The 20240-nt window shown below is 65.3% G+C and carries 18 protein-coding genes; 14 read left to right on the top strand and 4 right to left on the bottom strand.

All coding sequences use genetic code 11. From position 1 onward, the window contains the following. The first annotated feature begins 206 nt into the window (after positions 1-206). The 4 genes from hemL (at position 207) to ACREYQ_RS03605 (ending at position 3623) form a co-directional block, all read left to right on the top strand. Positions 207-1499, top strand: coding sequence for a glutamate-1-semialdehyde 2,1-aminomutase (gene hemL, locus ACREYQ_RS03620; RefSeq protein WP_432259433.1), 1293 nt, complete (start codon positions 207-209; stop codon positions 1497-1499). Between the two features lie 99 nt (positions 1500-1598). Further along, positions 1599-2225, top strand: coding sequence for a LemA family protein (locus tag ACREYQ_RS03615; protein ID WP_432259432.1), 627 nt, complete (start codon positions 1599-1601; stop codon positions 2223-2225). Positions 2226-2238: 13 nt separating this feature from the next. Continuing rightward, on the top strand, positions 2239-3099 hold the full coding sequence (locus ACREYQ_RS03610; RefSeq protein WP_432259431.1) for a TPM domain-containing protein: 861 nt from the start codon (positions 2239-2241) through the stop codon (positions 3097-3099). Positions 3100-3119: 20 nt separating this feature from the next. Then, positions 3120-3623 (top strand): TPM domain-containing protein, encoded by a 504-nt coding sequence (locus ACREYQ_RS03605; protein ID WP_432259430.1) that lies wholly within the window; start codon positions 3120-3122, stop codon positions 3621-3623. An 11-nt stretch (positions 3624-3634) separates the two neighbouring features. Here ACREYQ_RS03605 and ACREYQ_RS03600 read toward each other — a convergent pair whose 3' ends face one another. After that, positions 3635-4915 (bottom strand): MFS transporter, encoded by a 1281-nt coding sequence (locus ACREYQ_RS03600; protein WP_432259429.1) that lies wholly within the window; start codon positions 4913-4915, stop codon positions 3635-3637. Positions 4916-4996: 81 nt separating this feature from the next. Between ACREYQ_RS03600 and ACREYQ_RS03595 the strand changes: the two genes are divergently transcribed. From ACREYQ_RS03595 to ACREYQ_RS03580, 4 genes are all read left to right on the top strand, one after another. Beyond that, positions 4997-5965 carry a LysR substrate-binding domain-containing protein gene (locus ACREYQ_RS03595; protein ID WP_432259428.1) on the top strand — a complete coding sequence of 323 codons (969 nt, stop codon included), beginning with the start codon at positions 4997-4999 and terminating at the stop codon, positions 5963-5965. A 1171-nt stretch (positions 5966-7136) separates the two neighbouring features. After that, positions 7137-8513 carry a sigma 54-interacting transcriptional regulator gene (locus ACREYQ_RS03590; protein WP_432259427.1) on the top strand — a complete coding sequence of 459 codons (1377 nt, stop codon included), beginning with the start codon at positions 7137-7139 and terminating at the stop codon, positions 8511-8513. Between the two features lie 22 nt (positions 8514-8535). Further along, a complete protein-coding gene (locus ACREYQ_RS03585; RefSeq protein WP_432259426.1) occupies positions 8536-8982 on the top strand; it encodes a GtrA family protein in 447 nt (148 codons plus the stop codon). A 57-nt stretch (positions 8983-9039) separates the two neighbouring features. Next, positions 9040-10266, top strand: coding sequence for a glycosyltransferase family 87 protein (locus ACREYQ_RS03580; RefSeq protein WP_432259425.1), 1227 nt, complete (start codon positions 9040-9042; stop codon positions 10264-10266). Between the two features lie 39 nt (positions 10267-10305). Here ACREYQ_RS03580 and ACREYQ_RS03575 read toward each other — a convergent pair whose 3' ends face one another. The 3 genes from ACREYQ_RS03575 to ACREYQ_RS03565 are packed head-to-tail and all read right to left on the bottom strand — an operon-like array spanning position 10306 to position 13876. Beyond that, positions 10306-11319, bottom strand: a complete 1014-nt coding sequence (locus tag ACREYQ_RS03575; protein WP_432259424.1) for a glycosyltransferase family 2 protein — start codon at positions 11317-11319, stop codon at positions 10306-10308. Between the two features lie 42 nt (positions 11320-11361). Then, positions 11362-12609: a glycosyltransferase family 87 protein gene (locus ACREYQ_RS03570; RefSeq protein ID WP_432259423.1), complete on the bottom strand. Its 1248-nt coding sequence runs from the start codon at positions 12607-12609 to the stop codon at positions 11362-11364. A gap of 1 nt (position 12610) precedes the next feature. After that, positions 12611-13876 (bottom strand): glycosyltransferase family 87 protein, encoded by a 1266-nt coding sequence (locus ACREYQ_RS03565; RefSeq protein ID WP_432259422.1) that lies wholly within the window; start codon positions 13874-13876, stop codon positions 12611-12613. Positions 13877-14949: 1073 nt separating this feature from the next. Between ACREYQ_RS03565 and ACREYQ_RS03560 the strand changes: the two genes are divergently transcribed. From ACREYQ_RS03560 to ACREYQ_RS03535, 6 genes are all read left to right on the top strand, one after another. Then, positions 14950-15123, top strand: coding sequence for a Flp family type IVb pilin (locus ACREYQ_RS03560; RefSeq protein ID WP_432259421.1), 174 nt, complete (start codon positions 14950-14952; stop codon positions 15121-15123). Positions 15124-15204: 81 nt separating this feature from the next. After that, positions 15205-15390: a Flp family type IVb pilin gene (locus ACREYQ_RS03555; RefSeq protein WP_432259420.1), complete on the top strand. Its 186-nt coding sequence runs from the start codon at positions 15205-15207 to the stop codon at positions 15388-15390. 37 nt (positions 15391-15427) lie between these two features. Then, entirely contained in the window at positions 15428-15931 is a 504-nt protein-coding gene (locus ACREYQ_RS03550) for an A24 family peptidase (RefSeq protein WP_432259419.1), read from the top strand. A 74-nt stretch (positions 15932-16005) separates the two neighbouring features. Continuing rightward, positions 16006-17418 carry an ATP-binding protein gene (locus tag ACREYQ_RS03545; protein ID WP_432259418.1) on the top strand — a complete coding sequence of 471 codons (1413 nt, stop codon included), beginning with the start codon at positions 16006-16008 and terminating at the stop codon, positions 17416-17418. A gap of 48 nt (positions 17419-17466) precedes the next feature. Continuing rightward, the gene (cpaB, locus tag ACREYQ_RS03540; RefSeq protein ID WP_432259417.1) at positions 17467-18306 is read left to right on the top strand and encodes a Flp pilus assembly protein CpaB; all 840 of its coding nucleotides are present in this window, start codon (positions 17467-17469) and stop codon (positions 18304-18306) included. Positions 18307-18372: 66 nt separating this feature from the next. Beyond that, on the top strand, positions 18373-20229 hold the full coding sequence (locus tag ACREYQ_RS03535) for a type II and III secretion system protein family protein (RefSeq protein WP_432259416.1): 1857 nt from the start codon (positions 18373-18375) through the stop codon (positions 20227-20229). The last annotated feature ends 11 nt before the right edge of the window (positions 20230-20240 follow it).

The following is a 20240-nucleotide window of genomic DNA, read 5'->3' as shown; positions in this document are numbered from 1 at the left end:
AGATGGTACCGAAACCGTGCCGCCGGCGCCAGCCAGCGACCGCCAGAATCGTGCCAGTTCCGCCGTGTTCGCGCATGTTAGCGCCCTGTTAGCGCCTGATTGGCAGGCAATTGCAGCGAATTTCCGCTGTTCTTGCCGCATGTCAACGATAAGTCCCGGGCCCCGCCGCACACGATCCCTGCCGTCCTTGCTCTCATCTCAACGCCATGTCCCGTAATCAGCAGCTCTTCGACCGCGCCCAGCAGACCATTCCCGGAGGCGTCAATTCGCCCGTGCGCGCCTTCCGTTCGGTGGGCGGCACGCCGCGCTTCATCACGCGCGCCGAGGGCGCCTATATGTGGGACGCGGACGGCCAGCGCTATATCGACTACATCGGCTCATGGGGCCCGATGATTGTCGGCCACGCCCATCCTGAAGTGGTGCGGGCGGTACAGGAAACCGCCGCGCACAGCTTCTCGTTCGGCGCCCCGACCGAGGCCGAGATCACCATGGCCGAGGAAATCTGCAAGCTGGTGCCGTCGATTGAACAGGTGCGCCTGGTCTCGTCCGGCACCGAAGCCACCATGAGCGCGCTGCGCCTGGCGCGCGGCTTCACCGGCCGCGACCTGATCATCAAGTTCGAGGGCTGCTACCACGGCCACGCGGACAGCCTGCTGGTCAAGGCCGGCTCCGGCCTGCTGACCTTTGCCGACACTACCCGGAACGCGCCCTCCTCGGCCGGCGTGCCGGCCGACGTGACCCGCCACACCATGGTGCTGGAGTACAACAACGTCGAGCAGCTGGAACAGGCCTTCGCCAGGCACGCCGGCGAGATCGCCGCGGTGATCGTCGAGCCGGTGGCCGGCAACATGAACCTGGTGCGCGCCAGCAGTGCCTTCCTGCAGGCCATGCGCGAGCTGTGCACGCGCGACGGCGCGGTGCTGATCTTCGACGAGGTCATGACCGGCTTCCGCGTGGCGCTGGGCGGCGCCCAGGCGCACTACGGCATCAGGCCGGACATGACCTGCCTGGGCAAGGTCATCGGCGGCGGCATGCCGGCGGCGGCCTTCGGCGGGCGCCGCGACATCATGGCCAAACTGGCGCCGCTGGGCGGCGTCTACCAGGCCGGCACGCTGTCGGGCAACCCGCTGGCGGTGGCGGCGGGCCTGACCACGCTCAAGCTGATCCAGGCGCCTGGCTTCTACGACCGCCTGGCCACGCAGACCCGCAAGCTGGCCGACGGCCTGGCCGAAGCCGCCAGGGCTGCCGGCGTGCCGTTCGCCGCGGATGCGATCGGCGGCATGTTCGGCATCTACTTCCGCGACGGCGTGCCGGGCAGCTTTGCCGAAGTGACGACGAGCGACAGCGCGCACTTCAACCGCTTCTTCCACGCCATGCTGGATCACGGCGTCTACCTGGCGCCGTCGGCCTTTGAGGCCGGCTTCGTCTCGGCGCAGCACGACGACGCCATCCTGGCGGCCACGCTCGACGCCGCGCGCAAGGCGTTCGCCGCGGGCTGAGGCCCGTCGCGGCAGGCGGCGCCCGCTGCTCCGCCTGCCGCGCATGGTGATAAGGGCGGTGCGCTACACTTGGGATTCGTCCAACCGCCGGAGCCTCCGATGCGCGCTTCTTCGTCCCCCTCGTTGTCCAGCAGTTCGCCGATGCCTGTCTTGCGCTGGCTGCTGCTGGCGGTCATGGCAAGCCTGCTGTCCGCCTGCGGCTACAACGACTTCCAGGCCAGGGACGAGGCGGTCAAGGCAGCCTGGGGCGAAGTCATCAACCAGTACCAGCGCCGCGCCGACCTGATCCCCAACCTGGTCAACACGGTCAAGGGCTATGCCACGCACGAACGCGAGACACTCGAGGCCGTGACCAAGGCGCGCGCCGCCGCCACCAGCATCCAGGTTTCGCCCGAGACCCTGAACGACCCGGAAGCCTTCAAGCGCTTCCAGCAAGCCCAGGGCGAGCTGTCCGGCGCGCTGTCGCGCCTGCTGGCCGTGTCCGAGAACTACCCGCAGCTGAAGGCCGACGCCTCCTTCCGCGACCTGCAGTCGCAGCTCGAGGGCACCGAGAACCGCATCACCGTGGCCCGCCAGCGCTATATCGCCGCAGTGCAGCAGTACAACATCCTGGCGCGCAGCTTCCCGACCAACCTGACGGCGATGATCTTCAAGTACCCGGTCAAGCCGTCGTTCGCGGTGGAAAACGAGAAGGCCATCTCCACGCCGCCCGCGGTCAAGTTCTGAGGCGGGCCACACCATGGGCCACCCCCTGCGCTCACCCTGGCGGCACGCCTGGCTGGCCGCCGCGATGCTGTGGCTGGCGGCGCTGCTGTCCGGCGGGGCGCTGGCGGCCGACGGCTTCGTCGCGGTGCCGCCGCTCACCCAGCGCGTCACCGACCTGACCGGCACGCTGACGCCGCAGCAGCGCAGCGCGCTCGAGAACGTGCTGGCGGAATACGAGCAGCAGCGCGGCAGCCAGATCTTCGTGCTGATGGTGCCCACCACCGATCCCGAACCGATCGATGCCTACAGCATCCGCGTGGCCGACGCCTGGCGCGCCGGGCGCAAGGGCATCGACGACGGCGTGATCGTGCTGATCGCCAAGGACAACCCGCCCGGGCTGCGCAAGATGCGGCTGGAGGTCGGGCGCGGCGTGCAGGGGTCGCTGACCGATGCCATGTCCAAGCGCATCCTGCAGGACGTGATGGCCCCCCACTTCCGCCAGAACGACTTCTACGGCGGCCTGGCCGCGGGCGTCTCCGCAATCCAGGCCACCATTGACAAGGAAGGCCTGGCGGCGCCGCAGCGCAAGGCGCAGCAATCGTCCGCGCTGGCCGACTGGCTGCCGGTGCTGTTCCCGCTGGCGATCATCCTGTTCTTCTTCGTCGGCGCGATCCTGCGCTCGCGCGGGCCGCAGATCGTCACCACCCCGCGCGGGCGCGACGTGATCGCCGGCGGGCTGGGCGGACTGGGCGGCTATGGCATGGGGCAGGACTGGGGCCGCCGCAGCGGCGGCGGAGGATTTGGCGGGGGCGGAGGCGGCGGTGACAGCGGCGGCGGCTTCGGTGGCGGAGGCGGCGGCGGATTCGACGGCGGCGGCGCCTCGGGCAACTGGTGACAGCACAAGGAACGACGACGATGCCATATCTCCGACGCGCCCTGCAGCATATCGCCACTACCCCCGGCGCGGCCCGCAAGCGCTTTCCGGCCGAAGCACGGCAACAGCTGCACGAGGCCGTGCATGCCGGCGAGGCCCACCACCGCGGCGAAATCCGCGTGGTGATCGAGGCCAGCCTGCCGGTCGGCCACGCCTGGGCCGGGGTCACGCCGCGCGAGCGCGCCCGCTTCCTGTTTGGCGCGCTCGAGGTCTGGAACACCATGGACCATACCGGCGTGCTGCTCTATATCAACCTGGCCGACCACGCCGTCGAACTGCTGGCAGACCGCGGCATCAACGCCAGCGTGGGCGCCGCGACCTGGCGCGAGCTGTGCGACGAACTGGCGCAGGGGCTGAAGCAGGATCTGTCGGTGCGGCCGGTGCTGGCCACGGTGGCGCGCATTCATGCGCTGCTGGCCACGCACTTTCCGTCGGACGGCGGGGACAACCCGAATGAGCTGGATGATCGGCCGGTTTTTCTTTAGAGCCCGCCGGCTCAGCGGGCGGCAGCCGCCTCGCGGCGCGCGCGCCTCCCGCCCATCGCATACCACACCGCCGCCAGCGCCTGCAGCGCCACCAGCCCGGCCCATGCCGTCAGGTGCGCCGCCTTCGGGTAATGGCCGCCGGCGGCGGCAGGCCAGAGGTCCAGCACGAAGCCAACACCCACCTGACAGGCAAAGGTCGACAGGAATACGGTCAGCGTCAGCGCCGTGGTGGCACGGCCGATCAGCGCATCCGGGAAGCTGCGCGCCAGCACTGCATAAGTCAGGATGCCGCTGGAGCCGAACACGCCATAGGCCACCCACAGCAGCACCGGCGGCAGCGGCAACTGCGCCATCAGCAGCAGCTGGATCACGATAAAGCCGGTCATGCCGGTGCCGGCAAAGGCATACAGGCTCACGCCCATGCGCTCCAGGTGGCGCGCGGCCCAGCCCGCGCCGACGCAGCCGGCCATCATGGCGAAGCCGATCACCGAAACCAGCCGCGCACTGGCCGCCGCATCGAAGCCGGACACGTCGCGCAGGAAGGCTCCCACCCATAGCGTCTGCACCGCCATGAACACGCCCTGGTTGAGCAGCGTCAGCGGCACCACGCGCCAGAAGCGTTCGCTGCCCAGGATCTGGCGCGTGCCGCGCAACTGTTCACGCAGGCTTTCCTTGCCCGCGCGCGGCTTGTCAGGCACGCCGAACCAAAGCAATGCGGCCATCGCCAGCGTGATGCAGGCCAGCCCCATACTGATGGTGCGCCAGTCTGTGAACGACAGCAGCCACGACAGCGGCGCGCCAACCAGTACCGCGCCCATGCCGCCGATGGCCATCACCACGCCATTCAGCAAGGGCATGCGCGACAGCGGGAACCACATCGACAGCGCCTGGATGGTGGCACCCAGGCATACCGACACGCCCACGCCGATCAGCAGCCGGCCGGCGGCCAGGCCGGCCATGCCCGGCGCCAATGCGAACACCAGCGCGCCAGCCACGGCCACCAGCAGCATCGCTGCCTCGGTGCGGCGAGGGCCGTAGCGGTCCAGCAGGATACCCGCCGGCAACTGCGCACAGGCGAAGCCAAGGAAATAGAAGCTGGTGAGCAGGCCCAGGTCGCCAGCGTTGAGCCCGAGCTCGCGCGTCAGATGCGGCGCGAAGCCCAGGTTGACGCCGCGGAACAGGTAAGACACCAGGAAGCCAAGCGAAAATACCGCCAGCACTCGCCAACGCGCATCGGCGGTGGCTTGCGCATTCGAAGGCGCGGAGGATACGTTTGAGGTCATCGTCGTCATGATGGCCCGCATTGTCATCCTTATTGCATTGCAGCACCAACGAAAGATACCCGCCGCAATTGTGAGTAGAATTTGACGGCTATGGCCAAAATCCCTGCCAGTCTTACCAATCGCCCCGTCCACCTGCCGCCGCTGCAAGCGCTGCGTGCACTGGAGGCCGCCACGCGCCACCGCAGCTTCTCCCGCGCGGCGGAAGAACTGGCCCTGACGCATAGCGCCATCAGCCACCACATCCGCGCGCTGGAAACCAGCCTGGGAACCAAGCTGTTCCAGCGCACCGGCAGCCAGATGACCCCCACCAGCGTGGGCGCGCGGCTGGCCGAACAAGTGCGCGGCGCACTCGACGGCATCGAAAGCGCACTGCGCGAGGCCGGCAACAGCGCCGGGCCGCCGGTGACCAGGCTGCAGGTCAGCGTGATGGCCGACCTGGCCAATGCCTGGCTGATCCGGCGCCTGCCCAGCCTGCACGCCCAGGTGCCGTCGCTGGACCTGCACCTGCGGCTGCACGCGGAAATCACGCCGCCCGACCCGTACAGCGTTGACGTGGGTATCTGGCACCAGCGCATCGACCTGCCGGGCTTCGAGTGCCACAACCTGATCGAAGACCACGTGATCGCGGTGGCCAGCCCCGCGCTGCTGGCGCGCTACCCCGGCTTCACGCTGGCCGACGTGCCGCGCATGCCGATGCTGCGCTTTGCCCTGCGCCCCTGGCGCGACTGGCTTGAAGCCGCCGGCCTGCCCGGCGACGAGCCCGGGCGGGGGCCGATCTTCCAGGACGCCGGCCTGATGCTGCAGTCCGCCGTGGCCGGGCTGGGCGTAGCCACGGCGCGCGCGCAGTTGGCGCACGACTACCTTGCCAGCGGCCAACTGGTGCAGATCGGGCCGACCCGCATCCCGTCGAGCCTGCATTACTGGGTCACCTGGCGCGAAGGCAACCCGCGCGAGAAAGCCATCCATCAATTCCACGGCTGGTTGCAGGAACAGGTGCGGCAAGAAACCTCGCAGGCGAGCCCTGTCGCCGACAACCATGCCGGGCAGTTTCATTCATGAAATTGTTTGGCGCGCCGATGTTGCCAATACGAATCATTTTCGTCTAGATCAGCGAAGTCTATGGCGTGCCGGCCTGCCAGGGACCCCCTGGCACTCTGACCTTCAGCGACGCGGCGACCTTGCATGTCCGGCCGGAGTTTCACCATTGCAACCATTCGGCACAGCGTGCCGGCAGCATTGGAAAAACTGCCGGCCCCATCCTTAAAGATGAGAATTGGGTGAGGTAGCCCAATCCCAGTTCGTGCGAAGGCTTGTCGACGCGCCGATCATCTCCACCCCGCGCCGCTGCCACGGTGCATGCGGCACCAAAAGGCTGAAGCCGGCCACGTCGCCCGATGTCGGCGGAAGATGTATGGGCTTCAAATCCTTGTAACGGAAATGAAACTACTTTGGACTGCCCTCGCGTGCAGCATCCGAGCCCTGCCGCCCCAGCGTTTGAAATCCCGCCCTCCCTCCTTCGGATGGGCACAGACCGTCGCCAGGTAGCTTGTCCGGCACACATTCCTTGTTTCAAATTACTTTTGAGCCACTTTTCTGCAGCAATGAATTTTGCAGCGCATCATTAAAATTCCGCCACGCGTATCAAAAGCGGAACGTTATTCATCGTCCGTCCCCTTTGCCAAGCCCGACGGGAATATCGCTTTCCTTGTTTTTCAATAACTTAGCCAGTTCTGGCACGTTCGTCGCACATATGTCTGCGCGAACAGAAGCCCGGCACAGAAGGGTCAGCTGAAACCGAACCGGCAAACACACGGTCTAGCGTTCGCCCAGGACCAGTTTCAGGACGACCCCGCAACCCAGGGCGGATTCGGACTGGCGCTGCAAGCGCGGGGTCACGCGGCAGGAACTGGCCCGCATCGGCGGAAACAAGCTGTCATCGCCGACAGATCAACGGAGGTCATTCAGGGACACGGGCCGTGAGCTCAGGCGAGCGGCCCGTGAAGCCTGAATCCTGCGGCACGCCGGCCAGACTGGCGCCACGCAGCTTACAAATGGCCGCACCGGCATGCCGGCGCGGCCGGACAAGAATGGGGTGAAGCAACAGGAACTGGGGAACGCGCCGGGCACGACATCGTCACGATGCGGCTGGCGCAAGCCTTAGAGCCAACGAAGCCAGTTGCCGGCAGCACCGGCGCGAGCTCCGTAAAAAACAATAATCCGGGGAAATATCATGAGCGCGTACGCCAACCGCCCGCTGCTGTACCTGTCGCAGCACCATGACGCCACGCTATGCCGCCTGTTCGCACAGCGCGGCTGGAAAATCAGCTTTGCGTCGAGTCCGCAAGACCTCCAGGCCCTGCCACCGGGCAACCAGCCGCTGGCCGCGCTGCTGGACCTGCAATGCGGATTCAGCGACGCCGAACTGGAATCGTTCGAGCCCTGGCTCGCGCAGCCCCATGTCGGCTGGATCGGCATCGTCGCAGGCCAGGATGACTTGACCGAGTCAGCGCGCCGGCTGCTCGGCCTGTACTTCGTCGACTATTACACGGCCCCGGTCGAGCATCCACGCCTGGCAGAGGCGCTCGGCCACGCGCTGGGCATGGCGCAGCTGCGCCCGGGCACGCAACAGGCCCGCCCCGGCACCGCGCGCCCCGACGGCATGATCGGCAGCTGCCCTGCCATGCAGTCGCTGTTCCGCGGCATCGAAAAGGTGTCGCGCTGGGACACGCCGGTGCTGATCTCGGGCGAATCCGGCACTGGCAAGGAACTCGCCGCCCAGGCCGTGCACCGCGCCTCGGAACGGGCCTCGCGTCCCTTCGTTGCGGTCAACTGCGCGGCGATTCCGCCCACGCTGCTGATGTCCGAACTGTTCGGCTATGAGCGCGGCGCCTTCACCGGCGCCACCAAGCGCAAGCCTGGCCGCATCGAAATGGCACAGGGCGGCACACTGTTTCTCGACGAAATCGGCGACATGCCGATCGAGAGCCAGACCAGCCTGCTGCGATTCCTGGAGACCGGCCGCATCGAGCGGCTGGGCGGCACGGAATCGGTGGAGGTGAATGTGCGGATCATCTCCGCCACCCACGTCGACCTGGAAGCCGCGATCGCAGCCGAACGCTTCCGCGGCGACCTCTACCACCGCCTGTGCGTGCTGCGCGTGCGCCAGCCACCGCTGCGCGAACGCGGCAGCGACATCCTGCTGATCGCCGAACACGTGCTGGACAGCGTGCGCAAGCAGTCGCCGGCACGCATTCGCGGCTTCTCGCCGATGGCGCTGCGCGCGATCCAGCTGCATAGCTGGCCCGGCAATGTGCGCGAACTGATCAACCGCATCCGCCATGCCGCCGCCATGTGCGAAGACGGCGTGATCCAGCCAGACGACCTGGAGCTGGCCACGCCCGCCGACGACCGGCCGCTCACGCTTGCGGCTATCCGTGAGGCGGCCGAGCAGACCGCGATCGTCGAGGCGCTGCAGCGGCATCATGAACGGCTGATTGATGTGGCGGCGGAGTTGGGGATCTCGCGCGTGACGCTGTTCAGGTTGATGCGGGATTACAAGTTGCAGGTGAAGAAGGGGGATTTGGGGTTGATTTGCGTGCAGGGCTGACAGTCACCCTCATAGCCCAATCATGCTCCACGCTGGATCACACCCAGACGACGCGACGGGTAGCTCCGCGCGCGAAGTGCTGCGCCAGCACCGTCCGGGGCGACGGACCCTGGCCAAACTGCTTCGCTTCGGCATATCAGGGGTGATCGCCACCGCTATCCACGTTGCCGTGGCCACGCCGCTGATCTACCTGCTGCATGCTTCACAAGTAAGCGCCAACGGCGTGGCCTTCATCATTGCCAATATCTGCTCCTACCTGCTCAACACATTGTGGAGCTTTGGCGCCAGGCCCAGTCGGAATAGTTACTTACGGTTCTTGGCGGTGTCGATGGTGGGGTTGGGCATGACGCTGGGGATGTCGTCGGTAGCGCAAGCGCTGGGCGCCGGGTACTGGCTGGGGCTGGCCGCAATCCTGTCTGTGGTGCCGGTGGTGACGTTCGTGCTGCACCGGTCGTGGACTTATCGATAATTCCAGCGCGGTTCTGACTTTGTGCCGCGCAGTACCTGCCGGCCTTCTGGAGACAGCATGTCCCTAGTCACCGAAATCCCACCGGCACCTGCAGTATCCGAATCAGGGCCGAGCACCTGTATCACCCCGACACGTGTCCGCCTCTATGCGGCCACCTTGCTGTTTCTTGAATTCCTTTTGGTGGCCACATGGTGGTACGGCCATGCCGTCATTGCAAACCCCACCATTCCGGCCATGGGCTGGGACTTCGTCGTCTATTGGAGCGCTTCGGCCCTTGCACAGACACAAGATGCTGCAGCAGCTTACGACTGGGAACTGCTCCGAGCAGCGGAAGCTCCGCTGCTCGACCATACCTTTGGGCCTTTTGCTTACCCGCCAACGTTCTTGCTGCTGCTCTACCCAATTGCGGCTGTGCCATTTGACCTCGCGCTGCTGCTGGCTTCGGTCGGAGGCGTTGCACTCTACCTAGCCACCGTCAAGGCGGCGGTGAACGAACAGATTGTGCATTGGCACATCCCAGCACTGGCCTTCCCTGGCATCTGGGCAGCCTTGCTTGCGGGGCAGAACAGTCTGATCACGGCAGCGGCATGCGGCGGGGCGCTTCTGCTGATGCGACGAAGCGCGATCGCCGCGGGGGCTTGCATCGCAGTGCTGTGCATCAAACCCCAACTCGGCGTACTGTTTCCGCTATTGCTACTATGCGAGCGCCGCTGGTCCGTGATCGCCTGCGCTGCAGCATTCTCCGCATTATTTCTCTCCTTGACCGTACTCTGTTTCGGCACTGAGACGTTCACCGCCTTCGTCCACAGCCTAGCCATGTTCCGCGAAGCGGTGGCAGAACATGCTGGCAGTACCCTGCGAGGCGCCCCGACAGTATTCGGAATCTTGCGCACGGCAGGTGCAGAGGTCCCAATCTCGTATGCAGGCCACACCCTCTGCGCGCTACTTGCCGTTTCCATCTGTGTCTGGATATGGTCAACCTCCGCACGGATAGCACTCAGTGCCTCGGCGCTGGTGGCCTGCACCCTATTGGTGCAGCCCTACATGATCTATTATGACCTCGCCTGGCTGGCGATCCCGATCGCGTTATTGTCTGTCGACATGGCGCGCCATGGCAGCACTTCGGCCGAGCGTCTGCTTCTGCTTCTGACCTGGCTGGTGCCCGCACATGCGCTACTGGTGGTACTCACGTTGCCCTCGCCTCAAATCGCCCCCCTGGTCCTGTTAGCGTTATTGGGAATGATCGCGCGGCGCCACCTACGTACGCGACGAGCCGGCGGGTGATTTGTTGCGTAAGCATTGAGCTGAACGGCACTCCAGCCTTCAGTTGCGTTTTCCCGAGACCAGCGAGATGACGCGCGCATTTCCCGCCACACGCCCTTCTGGACGCCGCTCCTGGTAGCGGCGTTTCACCAGGTAGATCGGACGGCCCTTGGACTCATCGTAGATGCGACCAATATACTCGCCGACTACCCCAAGGCCGATTAGCTGCACACCACCGAAAAACAGAAGCAAGGAAAGCACCGACGCATAGCCGGGCACATCGACCCCAAGTACTAAGGTGCGGATCACGATGTAGATGCCATAGAAGAACGCCACCATGGCGATAAATGTGCCGAGGTAAGTCCAGCTGCGCAGCGGCAGCGTGCTGAAGCTGGTGATGCCTTCCAGCGCCAGGTTCCATAACCGCCAGCCCGAAAACTTGGATTCGCCGGCGCTGCGTGGCTCGCGCTCGTACTGGACGATCACGGTATCAAATCCCACCCACGCAAACAGGCCCTTCATGAAGCGGTGGCGCTCTGGCAGCTGCTTCAACGCATTAACCACCGAACGGTCCATCAGCCGAAAATCGCCTACGTTCTCGGGAATCTTCAGGTCCGACAAGCAGTTATGCACGCGGTAGTAGGCGGCTGCGGTCGCGCGCTTCAGGAACGAATCGGTAGTCCGCCTCGCGCGTTGTGCCAGCACAACCTCGGCCCCTTGGCGCCAGCGCTGCACCAATGTCGGAATCAGTTCCGGAGGATCTTGCAAATCGGCATCGATGGGGATGACGGCATCACCCGTTGCTTCATCGATGCCCGCAGTCAGCGCAGCTTCTTTGCCGAAGTTGCGCGTCAAATCAATCACGCGCACCCGTGCATCGCGCCGCGCAACCGCGATCAGCTTGGCAAGCGTGTCGTCTGCGCTGCCGTCATTGACACAGACAATCTCAAAGCGAGTGTCCGCGATAGACTCCAGAATAGGCACCACGCGCGCAAAGAACGCGTGCAGCACCTCGCCTTCGTTATAGAACGGCACTACCAGCGACAGTAGCTGAGATTCCTCATGGTTGGCCATGGTGTGTTTCCTCCCCGGCACGCGGTTCCGCGCACACTATCATCAGGCATCGCGTGATGCCTTGCCCGTCCTCTCCAGACGTACTCGCCAAATGCATAGCCCAAGCGCGAGCACCAGCCCGAGCGGCATCGGCGAAAACCCGATCCCCTTCCCGATCCATGTACCGAGCAACAGGCCACTTAGTGGCAGCAGCCACAACAAAACCAGCAATTCGCGTTCCCCGAGGTGCCAGCCGGTGCGGTGGGCATGCATGCCCAGCCAGGCGATGGCCACCCCCAAGAACGCGAGGTCATAGTCATAGAGATAGACCGGTACCAACAGCCCGGCACAGATGAGCGCAGCCGCACGCAACGCAAAGCTACAAGGCCTTATCCAAGCGTAGATCACGGCAACTAGCGCACCCACTGCCACCACACCATGGGACGCATAGGCACATGGCAAGCTTCCCGACACCAGTTTCACTGCAGCGAAGACAGTTGGCATGCGCGGCAACAACTCCACACTCTGCTCCAACGTCGCGCGTGCCATGCCGGCATTGCGCAGAAACGCGGCAAACGACTCAGCACGAAACACCAGCAACGCAAGAAGAACAAGCGCCAGCGCGGTGGCAAGCATTGCCCACAACGCACGCCATGCACGCGTGCAAAGGAGCGCAATGGGAAACATCAATGCCAGATGGGGTTTTACTGTTACCAGCCCCAGCAGGATGCCCGCAAGCACTGGGCGCGAACGCAGGCATGTCAGCGCCAGGCCGGCGCAGCCTGCCAGCCACAGTGCATTCTGTCCGGTCGCGACCACCACTGCGACACCAGGAAATGCCACGCCGGCGAGCCAGACGCCACGCGGCACGGTGCGGCACATCGCCCATGCATACCAACCGACACCGCCAGCCAGAAACATCAGCGTGGCCCAACCGTATGGCAGGAACCCGAATGCCAGCACGAACAACAGGTAGGTAGGCGGATATAGCCACGGCAATACTCCGTCACCAATCGGCAACCCGGGCACGGCAGACAGTTCGACCTGTCTCAGCAAGCCATGGTCGTACGGCGCTGCGGCCCCGCTGGCCAACGTCAGCTTGGCGGCGCTCCAGAACGCGACAAAATCGGCTCCCGGGACAACCACACCTGGCGCCGCCAGCACACCCGCACGCACGGCCCAGATGCCGAAGTAAAGGGCGTAGCAGATCAGTGCCGTGCGCGAATACAAGCGAAGACGGTCAATGCCCAACCAGTGATCGTCCGGCGCACAGGACAACCGCTTCCTCGGGGCGAACTGCGAAGCAGCCATATCAGGCCCCCAATGCCGCCGGCGCCACCAGCGTTCGCCGGGCCTTCACCCTGCGCACGGCAGCGACGACAAGCAGCATCGATATAGCCGGCCCGATCTGTGGCAGGCCGATCAGCGGATTAGCACACTCAAACAACGGCAACAGCCATGCCACTACGCACAACAAACGCTCGCGACCAGAAAGACCATATCTGACGCCATCCGCTACCAGCCCAGCCACCGCGACCCCCATCCATGTCAGTTCGTAGTGCCGCACATATGGCGTGGCAAGAAGCGCCGCAGCAGCCAACACCGCAGCCCGCACCGGCACGTCGCGGCTATGCGACCAGACATAGGCCACCGCTGCCGCTGCAGCCAGCGCCATGCCACCCTGCACCCCATACGCAGCGGACGGGCCCAACCCCGCCACTTGCGCAGCAGCCAGCACGGAGGGCATGCCATACCAGGCGTGCGGTGTGCCTTCCATCAGGTTCTCACGCGCCCAGGCAGCGCTACGCAGGAAGGCCGGAATTGTCTCCCAGCCGCACAGCGCCACGCTGAGGGCCGTGAAGAGCATGGCGGTGATCGCAGCGCTAAGCAACGTGCGCCCATGCCGGCCGGCCACCAAGGCCACGGGTACCAGCAACGCAAGCTGCGGCTTGATGGCAAGCAGACCAGCCAAGACGCCGGCGAGCACCGGCCGCTTGCCGAGCTGGCTGACAGCGGCTCCCGCGAGCGCCGCGGTCAACATCGAATTCTGGCCGAGAATGACCGATATCAGGACAGCGGGCGATGCCACCACCGGCAACCACAAGCCGCGATGCCTCTCCGCTTCCGGCCCCAACAGTACAAGGACGGTGCGCAGGTATGCATAGCCGCTGCCGGCCACGAACAGCACATAGCTGAATGCCAGCGGCAGTAGCGCCAGCGGCAATACCGCCAGCAGGAAGGTCGGCGGATATAGCCAGGGCAGCACGACGTCCCGACCGGGTGCGAGGGGGCCGTAAGCGGCCATGACCTGCGTGTGCTTGCCGAGATCGTAGGCATGCACGGCGCCCTCGCTCAGTGCGAGATACGACGCGCTCCAGAATACGGAAAAATCGGCACTGGGCCGGCTCACGTTCCTGTCGGTAAATCCATCGCTGTACCAGGCCCATGTGCCCATCAGCACGATGAACAGCAGCAGCACCACACCGCTGTAGAGACGCACGCGATCCAGGCCCAGCCACGCGCAGCGCGGCTCCCCTACCTGCCCTGACATGCCCGATCGCACGGACTTCTGGTTCATGGTCGCCCCCCGATTGTTTATATGTCGGGCCTCGCACTGTCCTCGCACGCGGTGCCGAGGAACGCCGGCTTTTCGCTAAGTCTTGTGGCAGCGAGGCTGTAACGCAAGGAGCGACGGGCGCATGCAGCACGCTGACCGGCTACGGAGCAAGTGCGCAGCGTGCGACGTTTCGAGGCTGAATCATGGTGTGTCCGTCTCGCGAAATGCGAGCTCCAGCAAGGGGGGGCGGGTCGTCCGCACTGGCGAAGACAGCTACAGCGACGCTATTCCCGCCGGCGGCTGTTTCCATTTGGAAACGTCAAGCCAGACAACGGCCTGCTCGTCCATCTGTCGGCCGCTGGAAATTTCAAGCTCACCGCACACTGTGACCATTCACCCAAACGCAGTACGGATCGCATTCATGACAACGAGTGCTCTCATGCTTTTGGCTGAAGCGAGCCGTCAGCCTCCAAATCATGCACTTGGACATCGCCAACCCGTCATCATCCATAAGGCGCGTCATCCGAATTTCCCTGCAAGCCACGCGTTTCCAGCCGGCAACGAGGCGGTGAAAAAAACACTGCTTTGCGCCAGCCACGGCTGCGGCGCACGCTGTAACGCTTCCCGCAAGCCCTTGTGCCATAACGATCCGGGTACCGCTGGCCCACCGTTTGCCTATGTCAGGCACGCGGTGCCACCGCCAAGGCGAGCACCGTACCTGCCAGCACAGCGATTGCCGGCGGCAAAAAAGTTCAACAAGGGGAGCTACATCGTGCCAGCCGTCCGCCCGCCCGCAATCTCGCGCCGTCACGCCGCACACGTCGAGTACGCCGGGCGCAGCGGCTGCGTGCCGCCGCGCTGCGCGATACGCACTGGCCATACCCAGCACGCGGCCAGATGCGTCCATGCCTCGGCTGAACGCCGCCTCCAGGCGCGTAGCCCGCGAGGCGCGCGTGCTGGCGCCGGATGCTGGCCCTTCCATGCCTGCGCGATCTGTGCACCGCCGGGTTGCCGCGTCGTCTTCCCGTGAAAACGCGGCATCCACAGTTGTTTCCATGCGGCCCCAAGGGACGCACCCATAGAAGGAGATTGTCATGCAACGTCTGACCAAAACCCTAAAGCAGTTTATTCGCGACGAAGACGGTGTCACCGCCATCGAGTACGGCCTGATCGCCGCACTGATCGCGGTGACAATCATTGTCTCCACGAAGCTCGTCGGTACAAATCTCAGCAACCTCTTCAATACCATCGCAGGCGAACTGGCCTAATTGGTGAGGTGCAGCGGCGCAGGCCAAGGTGTGGCGGCGCCGCTGCGAGCGGTCAAACGACCGCCGAATCCGGAGACCACAATGCCAAGTCCAAAGTTCCGATGGCAACTCGTGCTGCAGGACGAGTTCGGCGTGACCTCGATCGAGTACGCACTACTAGGCGCGCTGATCGCGATAGTGATCGTCGGCGCCGTCAGCGCGCTGGGCAGCAGAGTCCAGGCACTGTATGAGTTCGTCGCCGCAGAAGTCGTGGCAGCAATGCCTTGACCTGGCTTGCATAGCCCTGTACCAAACCGAGCCCGCCATGTCCGCCAATCTGACTTTGTCCGCGTTCCTTGGCCCCGTCGCCATCGCTGTTGTGCTGGCCGCCGCAGCCATCGACCTGCTCCACCGACGCATCCCGAACTGGCTGACATTCGGTGCCTGGTTCCTGGCATTGCCGGTGCAACTGATGGTTCATGGAGCCGCCAGCGGCGCTGCCTGGTGGGCGCTCGGCTGGCTGGCCGGCCTCGGCGTGTTCCTGCCCTTCTACCTGTTGCGGGGCATGGCCGCCGGCGATGTCAAGCTGATGGCTGCCGTTGGTGCATGGCTGGGTGCCGGACTGGCATTCCAGATTGCCTTGGCGACATTCCTGCTAGGCGGAGCTTGGGCACTTGTACTTGTGTTGAAGTCTCGCCGACACAAGCAACTGATGGGCAATATCACCGGCCTCTTGTGCACAGGTATGAGCGGACCTTCCATCGGCTCGCTGCCATATGGCGTAGCCATTGCCGCAGGCACCTTGGCCACACTGTTTGCCAGCACATGAACCGGAATCCGAAACCCCGCCTGCCTGCAGCGGGTGACAGAGAGCACACACAGACCAGCGAACAGGGGACGGCAATGAATGAGCATCACGACACAGGTCACGCACCTCGGCTCCTCGAGCCAGTCGCGACCGGCAGAAATGCCCACGCCGAACATGGCACGCTGCCGCCCTGGCACGTGCTGCCTCGCACCATCGCCGACACCGGCCTGGATACTGCGCAGTTGCTTGGCCTGCTGATGAAGGCCGCCTACCTGCACCGCACTGTCACGCTGACAGTGCTGACTGACTCGCTCAAGCTGCCGGCCCTGGTGGTCAACGAAGTTGCCGCAGTGGCCGTGCGCGAACGCTTGCTGGAAATCGCGCACCGCGGCGCCAGCGACCTGGACGTGCGCTTCCGCCTCACCGATGCAGGCTATGCGCGCGCGGCGGAAGCATCTGCCCGCTGCAGCTACGTGGGAGCGGCGCCCGTCACGCTGGATGCCTACCTCGATGCCGTCAAGCGCCACTCGGTCAATCATGCATCGGTGACCAAGGCGGATGTCACCGCGGCCTTTCACGACCTGGTGATCCCGGTCCACCTGCTGGACGCGATCGGCATGGCCCTCAATACATGCCGAGCGCTGATGATCTACGGCCCGGCTGGCAGCGGCAAGACCTACCTGGCGCAGCGCCTGGGCACCCTGCTGCCCGGTGCCGTGCCGGTGCCGCACGCGATCACCGTGGCCGGCGAGATCATCCAGGTGTTCGATCCATTGGTCCATGTGCCGTTCGACGACAGCGCAGCGTCGCTGGCGCGCCGCTCGCTCGACCGCCGCTGGCTCCTGTGCCATCGCCCCGTCGTGCTCTCAGGCGGCGAGCTGACGCTCTCCATGCTGGACTTGCGCTTTGACAGTGCGTCCGGCTTCTACCAGGCGCCCCCGCACATGAAGGCCAACAACGGCATCTATATCGTCGACGATCTGGGCCGGCAGATGGTGGGGGTCACCGAACTGCTGAACCGCTGGATCGTGCCGCTGGATCGCGGCATCGATATGTTCACGCTGCAGACTGGTGTGCGCTTCGGTGTGCCCTTCGACGTGTGGCCGGTGTTCTCGACCAACCTCGAACCTGCGGCGCTGGAAGACGATGCATTCCTGCGCCGCCTCGGCAGCAAGCTCTACGTAGGCCCGCTTTCCATCGACGACTACCGCGAGGTCTACCAGCGCACGGCGGTGGAATTCGGGCTGACCAGTTCGGACGCCATGTTCGGCTTCCTGGTGGAAAGCCTGCATTACGCCAGCGATACGCCGCTGCTCGCCTGCATCCCGCGCGACCTGCTGCGTCTTGTGGGCTCCGGCGTGCGCTACCACGGGCATGCCCCGCAAATCACCGAATCAGCCCTGCTCGCTGCCTGGCAGAGCTATTACGGACTGCGCGCCTCGGCCAACGCCATGCCGGCCGCCGGCTCCATGCATCGATGGTCCGACGACCACCGTGCCGCAAGTTGAACCGCACCACCGAACACACGCACAACCGTAGGGGAAAGGAGAGTCATCATGAAGAACACACGCGCAATCCTGATGCTGCTGATTGCCCTCGTCGCCGGCGTGGCGGCGGTGGTGTCGGCGTCGCGATGGCTGGTCCAGCAGTCGTCCAGCTCGGTGAGGCAGGTGGTCGTTGCCGCCAACGACCTCAATCTCGGCCAGCCGCTCAACGGAAGCCAGCTGCGCATGGTCAGCTGGCCGACAGGCAGCGTGCCGCCCGGCGCGTTTGAAGACATGAAGACGCTGGAGGGCCGCGTGGTCCGCACCAGCCTCCTGCGCGGCGAGCCCGTGCTCGACGCCAAGCTGGCGCCTGTCGGCACCAAGGGCGGCCTGTCCGCGGTGATCAATGACGGCAAGCGTGCCATCACCGTGCGCGTCAATGACGTGGTTGGCGTGGCCGGCTTCGCGCTGCCGGGCAACTACGTCGACGTGATCGTCAATACCAATGATGAAGCCAAGGGTACGCAGAACGGCAGCATCTCGAAGATCGTGCTCGAGAAAATCCTGGTTCTTGCGGTGGCGCAGCAGGTCAGCCGTGACGACACCCAGCCCAAGGTGGTCAATGCAGTGACGCTGGAAGTCACGCCCGACCAGGCCGAGAAGCTGGACGTGGCCCGCAGCGTGGGCACCCTGTCGCTGGTGCTGCGCAACCAGATGGACGTGGCCGACATCAACACCGGCGGCGCCACCAAGGGGACGCTGCTGGGCAAGACACCGGAGGCACCGGCCAAGGTAGTGACCAAGACCGAGACGCGCACCGTCGTCAAGACTCGCACGGTGGCGGCGGCGCCCGCACGCGGCAACTGCATCGGCGTGCTGGCAGGCATGCAGGGCGGCGTCGAGTGCTTCTGAGCACCCGCGCCAGTGCATCCAGCGAATTCTGAGCTGCAATACAGCCTCTCCGGGGGGAGATTCAAAATGAACCAGAAACGATCCGAAGCCGCAGGCGCCACCCGCATCCTGGTGCTGGCCGCCATCCTCTGCACGCCGCTGGCCGCGGCAGCACAGACCGCCCTCGAGGCGGGCAACCTGACCAAGGCGACCGCACCGGCTGCCGCCAAGGCGCCGCAGGGCCCGATGCAGATGACCATCAGCATGACGCCCGCAGGCATCGCGCCGGCTGCATCGACACCACCCGTGTCATCCGCGGAAGCGCGTGGTCCGAACTGCACCGGTGCGATCCGCAGTGAATCCAGCGTGGTGGTGCCGGTCGGCAAGTCGCAGCTGATCTCGCTGCAAGAGCCGGTGCGCAATCGCACGCTGGGCAATCCCAATATCGTGCAAGCCACCATGGTGTCGCCCCAGACGCTGTATGTGCTGGGCCGCATGGTGGGCACCACCAACATGATCGTGCAGGGCCGCAGTGGCAGCTGCACCATCATCAACGTGGTGGTCAATGCCGACGCGGGCGGCCTGCAGACCTCACTCGGCCAGCTCTTGCCCGACGAGCGCGGCATCCGCGTGATGACTGCGGCCGACAACCTCGTGCTGACCGGCAGCGTCACCAGCGCGCAGGCAGCGCTGCAGGCCATGGATATCGCCCAGGCCTATGCCAACGCCGCGCAGGGCGGCGACGGCAACAAGAAGGGCAACGTGCTGAACATGCTGTCGGTAGACACACCGCAACAGGTGATGCTGGAAGTGAAGGTGGCGGAAGTCTCCAAGACGCTGCTGAACCAGCTCGGCTCCGCCGTGAATCTGCAGGGCGGCTTCGGCTCCTGGAGCGGCGGGCTGGTGACATCGCTGCTGACCGGCGCCTCGGCAGCGTTCTTCGGCAACAAGGCCAACCACCGGCCTTTCAATGTCGCCATCGACGCGCAGAAGAACGACAGCCTGGTCAAGATCCTGGCCGAGCCAAACCTGGTCACCATCAGCGGCCAGGAAGCCAGCTTCCTCGCTGGCGGCAAGATCTATATCCCGGTGGCGCAGGCCAATGTGCTGAACGGTGCCGGCACCGTCACGCTGCAGCAGGAAGAGTTCGGTGTGGGACTGAAGTTCACGCCCACGGTGCTGGCCAACGGCCGCATTCACCTGAAAGTCGCGCCGGAAGTGTCCGAGCTGTCACCCACCGGCGCCACCGTAAGCGGTGGCACCCTGGCAGGCCAGACCGTGCTGCCGGTGATCACCACCCGCCGCGCCTCCACCACCGTGCAGATGCGCGATGGCGAAAGCTTCGCCATCGGCGGCCTGCTGACGGACAGCGCGCGCGGCTCGCTCAAGGCGCTGCCGGGTGCCGGCGAAGTGCCGGTGCTGGGCACGCTGTTCCGCAGCACGCAGTACCAGCAGGACCTGACCGAGCTGGTGTTCATCATCACGCCGCGCCTGGTCAAGCCGATGCAGACCAACAACTACCCGCTGCCGACCGACAGCTTCTCCACGCCCAATCCGCTGTCGCTGTACTTCATGGGCAATATGGAAGGCGACGGCAAGCGTGCACCGCAACCCGCGCCGGCGCCGTCGCAGCCTGCCGCACCGGCCGCAGCGCCTGCCTCGACGGCACCCGCACCGCGCAGCGAAAGCACCCCCGGCACCTCGGTCTCGGCAGTGCCCACTGGCAAGCCACTGGATGAGCCCGCGCCGGCCGCACGGGAGCCGGCCGCCGCAGCGAGTACGTACCCTGCTCTGCCAGCCCCATCGCCCGACCGCAGCACGGCGGCCGCGCCGCCGGCCGATGACAGTGCCGCGCGCATCGCCCGCATCGAAGCGACCGCAGCCCGCCTGGCCCAGGCCAGGGCAGCAGGCACGAACGGGCGCAATGCCTCGGGCGCCAACTGACCCGCCGCGCC

The organism is Cupriavidus sp. TMH.W2 (genome assembly GCF_050847365.1).
In the GTDB taxonomy this organism is placed as follows: domain Bacteria; phylum Pseudomonadota; class Gammaproteobacteria; order Burkholderiales; family Burkholderiaceae; genus Cupriavidus.
This window is presented reverse-complemented; position numbering and strand designations above follow the sequence as displayed.

Excerpts from the sequence above, each read along its gene's own strand:
- ACREYQ_RS03615 (WP_432259432.1), top strand. The coding sequence starts at position 1,599 with ATGCGCGCTTCTTCGTCCCCCTCGTTGTCCAGCAGTTCGCCGATGCCT.
- ACREYQ_RS03545 (WP_432259418.1), top strand. The coding sequence starts at position 16,006 with ATGAATGAGCATCACGACACAGGTCACGCACCTCGGCTCCTCGAGCCA.
- ACREYQ_RS03535 (WP_432259416.1), top strand. The coding sequence starts at position 18,373 with ATGAACCAGAAACGATCCGAAGCCGCAGGCGCCACCCGCATCCTGGTG.
- ACREYQ_RS03585 (WP_432259426.1), top strand. The coding sequence starts at position 8,536 with ATGCTCCACGCTGGATCACACCCAGACGACGCGACGGGTAGCTCCGCG.
- ACREYQ_RS03575 (WP_432259424.1), bottom strand. The coding sequence starts at position 11,319 with ATGGCCAACCATGAGGAATCTCAGCTACTGTCGCTGGTAGTGCCGTTC.
- ACREYQ_RS03580 (WP_432259425.1), top strand. The coding sequence starts at position 9,040 with ATGTCCCTAGTCACCGAAATCCCACCGGCACCTGCAGTATCCGAATCA.
- cpaB (WP_432259417.1), top strand. The coding sequence starts at position 17,467 with ATGAAGAACACACGCGCAATCCTGATGCTGCTGATTGCCCTCGTCGCC.
- ACREYQ_RS03565 (WP_432259422.1), bottom strand. The coding sequence starts at position 13,876 with ATGAACCAGAAGTCCGTGCGATCGGGCATGTCAGGGCAGGTAGGGGAG.
- ACREYQ_RS03555 (WP_432259420.1), top strand. The coding sequence starts at position 15,205 with ATGCCAAGTCCAAAGTTCCGATGGCAACTCGTGCTGCAGGACGAGTTC.
- ACREYQ_RS03610 (WP_432259431.1), top strand. The coding sequence starts at position 2,239 with ATGGGCCACCCCCTGCGCTCACCCTGGCGGCACGCCTGGCTGGCCGCC.
- ACREYQ_RS03595 (WP_432259428.1), top strand. The coding sequence starts at position 4,997 with ATGGCCAAAATCCCTGCCAGTCTTACCAATCGCCCCGTCCACCTGCCG.
- ACREYQ_RS03590 (WP_432259427.1), top strand. The coding sequence starts at position 7,137 with ATGAGCGCGTACGCCAACCGCCCGCTGCTGTACCTGTCGCAGCACCAT.
- ACREYQ_RS03550 (WP_432259419.1), top strand. The coding sequence starts at position 15,428 with ATGTCCGCCAATCTGACTTTGTCCGCGTTCCTTGGCCCCGTCGCCATC.
- ACREYQ_RS03570 (WP_432259423.1), bottom strand. The coding sequence starts at position 12,609 with ATGGCTGCTTCGCAGTTCGCCCCGAGGAAGCGGTTGTCCTGTGCGCCG.
- ACREYQ_RS03605 (WP_432259430.1), top strand. The coding sequence starts at position 3,120 with ATGCCATATCTCCGACGCGCCCTGCAGCATATCGCCACTACCCCCGGC.
- ACREYQ_RS03560 (WP_432259421.1), top strand. The coding sequence starts at position 14,950 with ATGCAACGTCTGACCAAAACCCTAAAGCAGTTTATTCGCGACGAAGAC.
- ACREYQ_RS03600 (WP_432259429.1), bottom strand. The coding sequence starts at position 4,915 with ATGACGACGATGACCTCAAACGTATCCTCCGCGCCTTCGAATGCGCAA.
- hemL (WP_432259433.1), top strand. The coding sequence starts at position 207 with ATGTCCCGTAATCAGCAGCTCTTCGACCGCGCCCAGCAGACCATTCCC.